This is a genomic window from Streptomyces oryzae (genome assembly GCF_017676365.1).
Classification (GTDB): domain Bacteria; phylum Actinomycetota; class Actinomycetes; order Streptomycetales; family Streptomycetaceae; genus Streptomyces; species Streptomyces oryzae.
This window is the reverse complement of record NZ_JADKMA010000083.1, coordinates 1-11,957: the sequence shown is the minus strand read 5'-3', so window position 1 is coordinate 11,957 and position 11,957 is coordinate 1. Positions and strand designations below refer to the sequence as shown.

The following is an 11,957-nucleotide window of genomic DNA, read 5'->3' as shown; positions in this document are numbered from 1 at the left end:
GCCTAGGACTCCTGGGCCGGCGTCTTGGCCCGCACAGACTCCCTCGTGCCCTCCCAGCACTCGATCTCACCGGGCAGCTCGGGCAGCCGGGCGCGGTCGAACGCCGGGTCGAGACCCTGGCGGCGCTGCTTGAGATAGTCGTCCAGCAGCTTCCAGGCGATGGCGGAGAGCGGCAGGATCGCCACGAGGTTGACCAGCGCCATGCCGCCCATGAAGACGTCCGCGAGGTTCCACACCACGTCCACCGAGCCGAGTGCGCCCGCGAAGACGGCACCCAGCACCAGCACACGGTAGCCGGGCAGCACCCAGCGGCCGGCCCCGCCGGTCATGAACTGGATGTTGGACTCGCCGTAGTAGTAGTTGCCGATCAGGGTGGAGAAGGCGAGCAGGAAGACGACCAGCGTCAGTGCGTGTCCTGCCCAGCCGCCCAGCGTCTCCTCCAGCGCCGACTGCGTCAGGTCGGCGCCGCCGCGCTCGGAGAGCGAGGGGTTCGTGGTGAGGATGACGAAAGCGGTCATGGAGCAGATCAGCAGCGTGTCGAAGAAGACGCCGAGGGTCTGTACGAGCCCCTGCTTGACCGGGTGCGAGACCTCGGCCGTCGCCGCCGCGTTGGGCGCCGAGCCCAGACCGGCCTCGTTGGAGAACATGCCGCGCCGGATGCCCTGCTGGATCGCCGCGCCGATCGCGCCGCCCGCGACCTCGCGGAAGCCGAAGGCGCCGCCCACGATGTCCGAGAAGACGCGCGGCACGTCGCCGATGTTGAGGACGACGACGGTGAGGCCCAGCAGCAGGTAGAGCACCGCCATCACCGGCACCACGAGCTGGGTGACCGTCGCGATGCGCCGTACGCCGCCGAAGATCACCAGGCCGAGCAGCACCACGACGGCCAGACCCGCGCCCGCCGCGGGGAAGTCGTCCCCGAAGGAGCCCTTGGTGACCGAGGCGATGGTGTTGGACTGCACGGCGTTGAAGACGAAGCCGAAGGTCAGGGTGATGACCACCGCGAAGATCATGCCGAGCCAGCGCTTACCGAGGCCGCGCTGCATGTAGTAGGCGGGCCCGCCGCGGTAGGTACCGGCCTCATTGCCCTCTTTGTCCCGGTTCCGCACCTTGTAAAGCTGGGCGAGGGACGCCTCCACGAACGCGGACGAGGCACCGAGCAGCGCCATCACCCACATCCAGAAGACCGCACCCGCACCTCCTGCGGTGATGGCCGCGGCCACACCCGCCACGTTGCCGGTGCCAACACGGGCGGCGGCGGAGATGGTGAAGGCGCCGAAGGACGACACCTGCTTGCGCCCGTCGGGGCTCGGCTCCGCTTTGTCGCCGAGCACCCGGACCATCTCGGGCAGCAGCCGCAGCTGCACTCCTTTGGAACGGAGCGTGAAGTACAGCGCTGCACCTACCACCAGGGGGATGAGGAGGTAGGTCCAGAAGACGTCGTTGACGTCGAGGATGAAGGAATTGAGCGAGTCCACGCGCGTCCTCAGGAAGATCACAGCTGATGTACGGGACACCAACGGAGGGGACAAGGTTCAAAAAATCTTCCGTAGCGTACTTGTCATGCCGTGCACCCCGCACTGCCCTCAGGTGTGCACTGCCTCACATTCCGCTTCCGGGGGCTTGCGCCCGCCGCCGGACCGGCGTTACCGCGCGTGCCGCGAAGGTGGTGGCACGGAGTGTAGCCGCGAATTCCGGCCGAGCAAATTTTGCACTCGCGCACGTACCGCCTCTGTGCAACGCGTTCCGTCCGAAGCGTCGACGCCGGCCGCCCCCCTCCTGCTTTCGAACGGCCGCACTTCGTACGTCATATACGAGACGGGATATGTGAGATCCGAGGTCCCATGACGATCGTCAGTGCGAGCTGAACAGCGGCACGGTCCGGAGCGTCCGGGCTTCGGGCGACGGCAAGTGGCTGTACACGGTGCCGACCTCGGCTACGGTCGCGGTGTGAGCACGTCGGTATCGGTTGATACACCGGAGCAGTGGCGTTCGCTCAGCCGCATACCGCTGCTGGCGTCCCTCCCGGAGGGCACGTTGCGGCAGTTGTGGCACGGCTCCGTCCCGCATACGGCGCCTGCCGGGCAGCAGCTGCGTGCTGTGGGAGATCCCGCCACGCACCTCCTACTGCTGCTGCGGGGCCAGGTGTCCGCCACGACCACCACCGGCGCCGGTCGGGTGATCCGCTTCGGCGAGTGGGCGGCGCCCTGCGCGCTGGACAAGGTCGCCGTCATCGACGGGGCGGGGCACACCGCCACCCTCACCGCGCTCACGCCCTGCACCGTACGGAGCCTGCCGCGCGACCGGTTCCTGGGGCTGGTCGAGGACGTGGCCGCGGTACGGGCCCATGTGCTGCGCGTTCTCGCCGGATTCGCCCGGCGGCAGCAGCAACAGCTGGCGGCGACGGCCACGCTGCCCGCGCACGCCCGGCTGTCGGCCTGGTTGCTGGAGCAGGCCGCAGCCGGGCCCGGCGCCACCGCCCGGCCCGGCTGCCGGGTACCGCTGCCCGGCAGCCAGCAGGACCTCGCCGATCTGCTGGGCGTCACCCGCGTCACCGTCAACCGCGCACTGGCCAGGCTCCGGCGGGACGGGCTGATCGAGGTGGAGGGCCGCACCCTCACCGTGCTCGCCCCGGAGCTGCTGCAACTTCGCGCTCAGGGCTGACCTTTGAGCGGAGGGCGCGGGTCCCCGGCCCGGGGCCGCTGCCAAGGCCGGAGAGGTCGGCGCGGCGACCCCGGCGTCCGGAAACGCCGGGCACCGCATCAGGAGGCTTCCGGCCTGCGCGGAGACACGTCCGCAGGGTGCCCGAGCGAAGGCGTGTGCTTTTCACGGTTTTGAAGCGCGCCGGCTGGCTGCGGCAGCCTCCTGCGAGGGCTGGTCCGGAAACCGATGACCGCCGGTCAGTGTTCGGCAAGACGGCCATTGTTCGAAACTCTGGTCAAGCGAAGGCGCCGCCTCGGGGCGGCGCGGTGCTGTGCCGTTCCACGAGCCGGGTGGGCAGTTCGGTGCCGGCACCGGGCGGCACCCGGCCCTCGCGGATCCGCAGCAGCTGCCGCAGGGCGGTGGCCGCCATCTCGTCCAGTGGCCGGCGGACAGTGGTCAGCCCAGGGGTCACCCACTCCGCCTCCGGCAGGTCGCCGAACCCGACGACGCTCACGTCCCGCGGCACCCGCAGCCCCAGCTCGGCCAGCGCCTGGCAGACGCCCAGCGCCATCGGGTCCGAGCAGGCGAGGACCGCGGTGGGCGGCTCCTCCAGCGCGAACAGCTCCCGCGTCCGCGCGCGGGCCAGCCGGGCGTCGAAGTCGGCATAGCGGACGAATTCAGGGCGCGGTCGCAGCCCGGCAGCCGCCAGCGCGGAGCGGTAGCCCGCCACGCGCCCACTGCCGCACGGTTTCCGGCGGTAGCCACCGATCACGGCAATCCGGACGTGGCCGAGCGCCAGCAGGTGCCCGACCGCGCTGTGCGCGCCCCGTTCGTCGGCCGCGCGTACGGTGAGGACGCCGGGCGGCGGGTCGGCCACCGGGTCGATCATGGCGTACGGGATCCGGTGCTGCTCCAGCCAGGCGTGGTGGGCCGGCGTCAGCTCGGCGAGATTGAACAGCACGCCCGAAGTGCCGCGCAGCGCCAGCCTGTCGAGCCGGCCGCGCGCGGGCCTGCCGCCCCGGTTGCGGGTCAGCCCTGCCGAGACCATCACCTCCAGACCCGCCTGGTGCGCCGCCTCCTCGACGCCGCGCAGCACGGCCCCCGACCAGGTGTTGTCCAAGGAGGGCACTACCAGGTCGACGACCGGCGGCGGCTGTCGCGGGGGGCGGCGCGGGCGGCGCACGTAACCCAGCGCCTCCAGCGCTTCGGTGACCCGGCGGCGGGTCTCGGGGGCGACGTCCTCGCGGCCGTTGACCACCTTGGAGGCCGTCGAGATCGAGACGGCCGCCGCACGGGCCACCACGGCGAGAGTGGGCCCCGCCGGTCCGGGTCCGGTACGCGTCATTCTCGCTCTCCTCTCCTCCCTTTCCGCCCCCGGGAATCGGTGCGCACAGCGCAGCGCGGCGTGCGCGCGGAAAGCGGGCAGCCGGGCGAACGACCTCACATTACGGCGGCTGCGGTTTTCGTTGAAGTCCCGGAAACCAGCCAGAAATTCTCCTTGACCGGTATGTCGAACCGGTCGAAATCTCGGGCGACATCACGGACAACGCGGCCGATTCACTCCGCGGCCCATTCGCTCGCGCCCCATGCGCTCAGCGGCCCTATTCACCCAGCGGCCCGCGGCCCGGCCGCACCGTCGGGCTAGGCGCTGTCCGGCGGATCATGGGCGGAGCCGTCATCGGATGGTTGCGGCTGTGAGGGTGCTGTGGAAGATGTAGGCCTTCTTGTCGTATCGGGTGGCGGTGGCCCGGGAGTTCCTGGGCCGGTTGATCGTCCGTTCCATCTCGTTGCGGTGTTTGTAGGTCTGTGGTCGAAACCGGTGAGCCGGTCGCCCTTGGTCCCGCGGTGTTTGCGGTTGGCCCGCTGGTCCCCCGGCTCGGGGATGGTGTGCTTGATCTGGCGTCTTCGCAGGTGGCGGCGGTTGCGGCGTGAGCTGTATGTCTTGTCACCGGTGAGGTGGTCCGGCCTTGTGCGCGGGTGGCCGCCCTGCGGCCGGGTGACTCGGATGCGTTCGAGGACTCCGGTCATCTGTGGGGCATCACCCCACTGTCCTGGCGTGACCAGCATGGCCATGGGGCGGCATCCGCCTTCGCCGACGAGGTGGATCTTGCTGGTCAGTCCGCCCCGGGACCGTCCGAGTCCCTCATCGGGGCGGTGGTGCCGGGGCGTCGTCCTTCTTTCGGGACGTGCGGCTTCTTCTTGCGGGCCCCGGCCGCGCGCTGGTGGGCACGGCAGGACGTCGAGTCGACGCTTACCATGCTCCAGTCGATCCGGCCGGCCAGATCGGCGTCGGCCTGGGCGGCGTCCAGGATCCCGTCCCACGTGCCGTCGGCCGACCAACGCCGGTGACGCTCATATACCGTCTTCCATCTGCCGAATCGCTCGGGCAAGTCGCGCCAGGGTATCCCTGTGCCCACACGGAACAGGATGCCGTTGATCACCTTCCGCTGATCGTTCCACCGACCGCCACGCTGCCCCGACAGTGGCAACTGCGGCTCCAGCCGCGCCCACTCAGCATTCGCGAGATCACCCCGCCCCATACCAGTGCCGTGACTGCGGGTTCGCCGGGTTGCTGTTGCTGTGCAGCGCTCGACGCAGCGGATGTGCCGGTCCGCCTCAGCGGTAGTCGGCCAGGCCCGTCCGCGAGTTCTTCTTCGTCACCGTCACGGACGGCGTAGCGGGCTTGCCGTGCGGCATCTGCGCGACGTGCGCCCCGAGGTCGCCACCGACACGGTCACCGTCGGCACTTTCCGGTCCCCTCTCGCGACGGCGCGCCCTGAGGCCGCGGCGCCTCCGGCACGACACATGGGAACGAGTCCCTCAACTCATCCGGCACCAGTCGCTCCACGATCGCCCACGCCGCCAGGCCAGCGAACCCGTAAAACGCGACGACCTGTTAATCCAATGCGGATGCGACACGAGAGAACATCACGTCCTGCACATAGGTTCTCAATCGCCGCTCCATCGGGTCGTCCGCACCGAGTTCGGACAGGGCCGTCGTAAACAGTTGTTCCTGGTACTCCTCAAGCGAGCCGGTAAATCTCTTGCCCGTTGCAGGCTGCAACTTCTCGGAGTAAGGAACCGTTGGGCGCTCGGCTTCGCACAGGACATCGTGATCGGTGATCAGCTCCGGGAGAAGTTCGTGGAGGTCCGCCCGCCCGCGCTGTGCGGACAGTTCGTGGGCCACAGTGACCCAGATGGCGAGATCAGCCTCAGGACGAAGGACCCCTTCGGCCACTGTCAGGTTCAGGAATATCGCGAGCTCCGACTCGGAAACCGCCCGCCAGGGTTCGCCCGCGCACAGCCGCTCCACGATGCTGATGAAGCCATCTGCGGGAAGAAATCGAGTCGCGCCGATCGCGGACGACAAGAACAGGCATTCCACAGGCGTCTCCGTGCAGACGTACCACTTTCCGTTGCGCTCACGCCAATGCCCGGGCTCTCCTGGCACGATGACCACCCGACGCAACTGGTCGACGCGCATGTCCTTGCCCATACAGGAGAACCCGGGCGGCTCCGTGCCTCCCACAGTGCCAAGAGCCCGGGAATAGTTCCGGCGAACCTCCTGCAGCCTGGTTCCGGCCAGACCCATCCAGTATTCCGCGCCCCCGCCATTCCGTCACCGGATACCGCCTCAGCTCAGCAGCCGAAGCAGCGCGCGGGTGGGCGGGGGCAAGCGGCAGCGCTCCGGCACCGGTTGATCAGTCCTTGTACTGGAGCATCCGCGCCAGCGTTGTGGTTTCTCCCGCCAGCGTTCCACCGCCGGCGAAGGGCGTGTCCGTGCGGTGGTCGGTCGCAAGGTCCTGAATCTTGAGGTTCTCCAGGTCACCGCCCTGGGGGAAGGGCTCCTGCGTCCACTTGCCGTCGGCGTCGCGGCGCAGGAACTGGTCATAGAGACCGAGCCAGAGGGTGTTGTCCGCCGCCGTCGCACCGTGGATGTAACCGGTGGTGAGGGGGAGCTTCTCGTGGGTCCAGACCTTGCCGTCCCAGTGGAGGTAGCCGTCCTTGACCGTGGTGCCGAAGACAGAGATGTCCGTGGCGGAGACCGTGACTTGTTCGTGTGCGGAGCCGTCGTAGGAGGCAGGCAGGGCGGACTTCTTCCATGCGGTGCCGTCGTAGTGGTAGGCGACCGGAGCCGAGGGGGAGGAAGTGGTCTCGCCAAGGGCCCAGAGGTCCTTACTGGACGTGCCGGCCAGTTTCTCGACCTTCATGGCAGGCAGTTTCTGCTTGCGCCAGGACGCACCGTCGTAGTGGTACGCATTGCCCTCGCCGATGTGGCCTGCGACCCAGATGTCGTCAGCGGCGAAAGCGCGGACGGTGTTCATGGCGTACGTGCCGCCGCTGGGCACATGGCTCCACGCCTTCCCGTCCCAGTGCCAGCGCTGCGGGGTGTCCTGATGGTCGAAGACGTACAGATTGTCGCAGGAGACACCGCCCGCCGCTGATATCGCCCGGCCCGGTGTCTCCGGGATCGGAATGCGGTCGGCCTTCGACCACTGTTTCCCGTCCCAGCAGCGGACGGCCCGGTTGTTTTCGTCCACCGCCATCACGTCGCCGGACGCGGTCTCCTCGACCATGTCGAAGCCGGCAGGGGACGTGGCGGGCTCGCCGGTGTCCACCGCTTGCCAGCCTCCGGCCCCGGCCTTGCCGCCGTCCTCGCTCTCTCCCGCGTCAGCGGGCACCACGACCGCCACCAAGCCGATCACGGCTCCAGCGGCACCGGCCAGTGACAACCAGCGCTTCGTCTTCACCAGCATTCTCCTCGCGATTTGCTCGGTTCTATCATGCTTCGAGAGCTCGTCGAGCCGCTTTGACCTCGCCGAGCCTGCTCTCCTTCAGGGACTTCAATTCCTTGGGGTACTCGCGAATGGCGTCCTTCTGGATGCGCTCCTCCACCTCTGACCAGACCGACACCAGGTTGGTCTTCGCTTTGCATCGGACATCAGCCCCGGCGATACGGAGCTCCTGCCGTGAGGGCTCCTTGATCTTCGTCCACCGCTCGTCCTCAATAGCCTTGAGAGGGGAGGAGTACCGGGCGCCCGCCCGATTCATGCACGTACTCCAGGCACGAAAGACTCGTAGAACGTCGGGGTCTCGCTGGGACTCTTCGAAGGTCTTCCCGATGAGCGCGCTCAACAGATCGCGGTCAGTCGCGGGCAGGCCGTTCGTCAGCTGTCGGCGAGCCTTCGCCAGGCATCCGCCCTTGAGATCCTCGCCGTAGGCAGCGTAACGTTCCTTGCGACTCAGATTTTCGCGTCGGGAATCTTCCGCAGCTATTCGCTTCGCCAGTGTGGGACGGTCGGCTGGGAGGTGATAGCCGAACACGCGCGCGATCCCAGGTTCGATAACCCCGTATCGGCGCCGTTGCGCGGGCTCCAGATCAGTTTCTGCCACTCGGGGAAGCTGCTTCCACTTCATACCCTGGGAGCGCATGCACTTCCCCGTGAGAATATCTTCGGCAGCACCCACGGTTTCCCACTCGGTCGGGGACAGGTCGTATGCGTCGAGGGGAACCCGGAGGTCTCGGGCTTCCTTGCCCGGCGGCGGCACGTTGATCGTTACCGGTTCGGACGGTGACTTTTCCGCCTTCCCCGCTGAGCAGGCGGTGGCGAGGGCGGCGAGAACGAGGGCAGTGCTTCTGAGACGTACGGACAGGACGACGAACCCTCTCTCTCCGGAGGGGTGCGACGCGGACAGGCGTCGCACCCCTCCCCAAGCCCCCCGTGACCCTGGTGAACGGGCCTGGAGAAGCAGCAGTTGCCCCGTTGGTGGAGTCACCATGCTGCGGCCATTTTCGGTGCGGAATGAATTGGGGGTAACTTCAGGTCAGATACCTCAGCGAGGTGGCCTTGTTATCGAAGTTGTTGTTACCGAGAGTGGAATCCGAGCTGTCGTGTCGACTGGTGTACGAAGCACCGCTGAACGAGGCACCGCTGTACAGGCGGAAGTTGCGGTAGGTATTGTTCTTGATGGAGCTGGTGCGATTGTTGAAGTTGTAGCTGGAAAGATTTTTGACCTTGGCGTTGCGGGCGTGACGCGAAACAGAGCCGTCATAGTTCTTGTACTGGTACAGGCAGAGCTGTTCCCCAGGGCAATCCGCGTTGATCTCGGAGTCGGCGGCCTGAGCAGGGGCGACTCCCACCAGAGTGGTGACACTCAACGACAGAGCGCCAAGCCCCATGGCAATCGTGCGTTTCATTCTGTTCCCTCTGATTGTGATGGTTCAATTGCCCAAGAGACTGACCTGCGATCGTCGATGTCGTACTCGTCGGGCACACAGCCCTGCTGGGGATCGGCTGTGATGACCCAACAGCCATGTCGCGGCACTTCACTTGGGGCTGACGAGGAGTCAACCTCGCCCGGACTACGGGGTAAACATGATTCGAGACGTTCGAATGTCCACCGACAGTGCCTGAAACAGCGGCGCGGGGCTCAGCAGTTCGGGAGCATTTATGACCAACGAACCCTTCGCGGCTTTGGCGGCGTTGCAGTCCGAGTGGGGCCCGGCCGCACTCGGCCTTGCCTTCATCGGCGGTGCAGACGTCGGCATCCGATAAGCCGAACCGCCTTTCGACGACCCAGCGGTGGCGGCCCGGCCGCTGCGAGGACTCGGCGCCTTTGCGTGCGGTGCGATGGCGGATGCCTCGCTTGCTATGCCATCGCCGCAGGTGGCTGCTGTGGCCGTATCCCTTGTCGACGTGGACCTTGAACGGTCGCCGGCGACGCGGCCCGCGCCGGGAGCGGACCGGCGGTCTCCCGCACATTAGTTGGCTTCAGGCCGAGGCTGTCGTGGACGTCGGTGCCCGGGATACCCAGTGGCAGGGGCAGACCGTTCCGGTCCGTGGGCAGGTGGATTTTCGATCGCGCTTGCGCCGTGGCCGGTCGGGTTCGGTCCGGGCAGGGCCCCTTTGCGGCCCCTGAGGGGGACGGAGTCGATTGCGCACTGCGCCAGTCCATAGTCCTGCGGGCGCCGAGGGGGAGATCCTGTGGAGTCTGACCCCAGACCTGATCCTGGCCCCCTTGTTGCGAAACGCGGGTAGACCGTCGGCCAGGCAAGGCCGAGCGCCGGGGGTAACTTTCGCCAGGTGCATCCCGAGGTGGCTACGAAGGAGATTGCCGCCAGGCATACGCGGTCACTCGACCGCCGTCGGCCGACGCCCTGATCGGTCGTCGGGTTCGGTGAGTGACTGACTGAGGGGTGTCAGCGAGTGTTGTCGCTGATCAGAGGCAGGGTTGTGCTGAACGGTGTTGCGGGTTTCCGGCTGTCGGTTCGCCGAGGTGTCCTACTAGGCCCTCATGCACTGCCCGGAACGCCCTGTGGGAGCGTGTCCAGCGGCACGAACGGCCTTGAAGGATGTGGGCCGGCGCTTGGGTGGTGCCGCCTCGTACATCGGGCGGTGATCCCGGGCAGTTCACCGTCCTCGATGCGCTATGTGGGTTGAGGTGTTGGTCGCAGCGGGTTGGGTGTCCTTCAGGGGATGCCGGCTTGCCGGCCCTGGGTGGATCGCAGATCTTTCTGGTGTTGTGGCCGTCATGGGGTGACCGGACGGCTGTCTTCGGCTGGCTCGTGTGCTGACCATCTACGTTCACCGGGTTGATCACGCGGTTTTGGGCTCTGGGCTGCACCAGCGTTGACTGCGGACCAGGCTCGTCGGCGGCGGGCATCAGGTGAGGAGTGTTGGGGGTTGCGCTGCCGCAGAGAGGCGGGGAAGTGTCCCTTGGCTGTCTCGCATCTGCCAGTATCGACCGCTACCGGCAAGCCGCAGAGGTGCAGGAGGGACCCCCGCATGGTGACTGGGGAATTCGAAGCGATCCGACTCGACGAAGACCAGCGTGCCGACGTCGTCTTGATACTCGATACGTTGCGCGCTGCGGGTTGGCGGATCCACCAGGTCACCACCCGCACCGATGAACCAATGGTCATGAAGCCCGGAGCGGGAGCGCGGTACAAGACACCGGCCTGCGAGCTTGATGTCGAGTATGCGGGTATGTGCATATCAGTCGGAATTGAAGGTATTGGAGACTGGGAGGATCACGAACTGTTGATTCACGGATGTGGGCGGTACGCCAGCCGCCACAACACGGCTCAACCGAACGACGATCAGCAGAAACTTGTGGACGTTCTTGCGGTGCTCACCGCTTATCAGGAGCGGCTGGCACCCGAAACCTACGCCGACTTCGGCCGTGCCCTGTTGAGGGCGTGTGACTCCATCGAGTACAACTCGAACGAGACCGGCGTGTACGAGTTCACCCAACAGGACTTGGACAGCGGAGAATTGCCCGTGCTGAAGCACAAGTAACACAAAGACAGCGACGCCTTCTTGCTCGCCGGACTTCGCTGGCGCCGATACCCAAGAACGTTTGCCGGGTCAGGTCAGGCCGCGTTCGGTCGGGGCGGCCCTCAGCGTTACCTGGGTTGTCAGCCACAGCTGCCTCGGAGGACGCTGATCAGCCCGTATCACTCATCCGAGGCGAGGGTCTCGAGCGCGAAGAGCACTACGTGCTGCCAGAACATGGCTGGGCTGTCGAAAGACGGCGGATCGATGTCGCGAATCTCTCCCACCAGGCGGCGCACCTCGTCCCAGACCTCTTCGTGTGACTCGTCCTCGTCCGCGCTGTGGAACAGGTCGAGGTCGTTGAACTCCACCCGGAGCTGGTATGCGATCTCCAGGAACCGTTCCAGGGACGTGTTGACAAGTGCGAACTTCCGGTCACTGCTCCCCGGCTCGTACCAGTAGATGCGAGTGTCCACCTGTGACAGGCAAGCCCAACCGCCCATGCCCACGGCGATCACGATGTCGTCCCGGACCTCTGGCGCGAACTTGTTCGGAGTCCCGGTGTCGAGGGCCTGGCTGATGGTTTGTGGCAGATCGGTCCGGACGTTGCCGAAATACACCTGGCCCAAGAGTGAGTTGGGCATACCGACCTCAGTCAGCAGCCGCCGGTCCTCGGGCATGGCGAAATGCCGCTCGGCGACCTCCTGCGGCATTGTCCTGACCCAGTGCGAGCCGAATGCCGAGACCAATTCCGCGTGTGTGACCATCGCGCGGTCAGCCCGGTTTACCACGGGGCGTATCGTAGCAAGCTCGGCCACAAACACTTGCCGGCGCAGAGAGCCGCTGATCACCTGACGCTCTCTCTGCCCGCGTTCCTTACTCCTCCCGGTCTCCCCACAGAGGTTCCGCCACCGGGGCGGGCGGCCGCTCGGCGTCTCGGGTCAACGTCGGCCAGGACATCAAGGAGGACGCCTCTGCGCTCCCGGTAGGGGCACGCGGATGCCGCGGCCGGTCGGGGCCTGGAGCGAGGCAGGTGAC

Annotated in this window: 9 protein-coding genes and 2 pseudogenes; 2 read left to right on the top strand and 9 right to left on the bottom strand. The window is 66.9% G+C overall.

The genetic code is table 11. The features are described 5' to 3' along the window. Window positions 1-2: 2 nt before the first annotated feature. Window positions 3-1,478 (bottom strand): alanine/glycine:cation symporter family protein, encoded by a 1,476-nt coding sequence (locus tag ITI46_RS17590; RefSeq protein ID WP_209240539.1) that lies wholly within the window; start codon window positions 1,476-1,478, stop codon window positions 3-5. Window positions 1,479-1,950: 472 nt separating this feature from the next. On the opposite strand from ITI46_RS17590, the gene ITI46_RS17585 reads away from it, so the two are divergent. Beyond that, window positions 1,951-2,664: a Crp/Fnr family transcriptional regulator gene (locus tag ITI46_RS17585; protein ID WP_307808212.1), complete on the top strand. Its 714-nt coding sequence runs from the start codon at window positions 1,951-1,953 to the stop codon at window positions 2,662-2,664. A gap of 274 nt (window positions 2,665-2,938) precedes the next feature. Here ITI46_RS17585 and ITI46_RS17580 read toward each other — a convergent pair whose 3' ends face one another. The 7 genes and pseudogenes from ITI46_RS17580 to ITI46_RS36060 form a co-directional block, all read right to left on the bottom strand. Continuing rightward, entirely contained in the window at window positions 2,939-3,988 is a 1,050-nt protein-coding gene (locus tag ITI46_RS17580; RefSeq protein WP_209240537.1) for a LacI family DNA-binding transcriptional regulator, read from the bottom strand. 330 nt (window positions 3,989-4,318) lie between these two features. Beyond that, window positions 4,319-5,183: pseudogene (locus tag ITI46_RS17575) on the bottom strand (IS5 family transposase). Window positions 5,184-5,539: 356 nt separating this feature from the next. Next, on the bottom strand, window positions 5,540-6,139 hold the full coding sequence (locus ITI46_RS17570; protein WP_209240535.1) for a hypothetical protein: 600 nt from the start codon (window positions 6,137-6,139) through the stop codon (window positions 5,540-5,542). 205 nt (window positions 6,140-6,344) lie between these two features. Then, the gene (locus ITI46_RS17565) at window positions 6,345-7,394 is read right to left on the bottom strand and encodes a hypothetical protein (RefSeq protein ID WP_209240533.1); all 1,050 of its coding nucleotides are present in this window, start codon (window positions 7,392-7,394) and stop codon (window positions 6,345-6,347) included. A gap of 31 nt (window positions 7,395-7,425) precedes the next feature. Then, on the bottom strand, window positions 7,426-8,349 hold the full coding sequence (locus tag ITI46_RS17560; protein ID WP_209240532.1) for a hypothetical protein: 924 nt from the start codon (window positions 8,347-8,349) through the stop codon (window positions 7,426-7,428). Window positions 8,350-8,464: 115 nt separating this feature from the next. Continuing rightward, window positions 8,465-8,842 carry a peptidase inhibitor family I36 protein gene (locus ITI46_RS17555; protein ID WP_209240531.1) on the bottom strand — a complete coding sequence of 126 codons (378 nt, stop codon included), beginning with the start codon at window positions 8,840-8,842 and terminating at the stop codon, window positions 8,465-8,467. Between the two features lie 564 nt (window positions 8,843-9,406). Beyond that, window positions 9,407-9,808, bottom strand: a pseudogene (locus tag ITI46_RS36060) (transposase); the annotation flags it as partial. 622 nt (window positions 9,809-10,430) lie between these two features. Here ITI46_RS36060 and ITI46_RS17545 point away from each other — a divergent pair. Further along, entirely contained in the window at window positions 10,431-10,943 is a 513-nt protein-coding gene (locus ITI46_RS17545) for a hypothetical protein (protein WP_209240530.1), read from the top strand. A gap of 158 nt (window positions 10,944-11,101) precedes the next feature. On the opposite strand, the gene ITI46_RS17540 is transcribed toward ITI46_RS17545, so the two are convergent. Further along, a complete protein-coding gene (locus tag ITI46_RS17540; protein ID WP_307808211.1) occupies window positions 11,102-11,770 on the bottom strand; it encodes an SUKH-4 family immunity protein in 669 nt (222 codons plus the stop codon). Window positions 11,771-11,957: the final 187 nt, after the last annotated feature.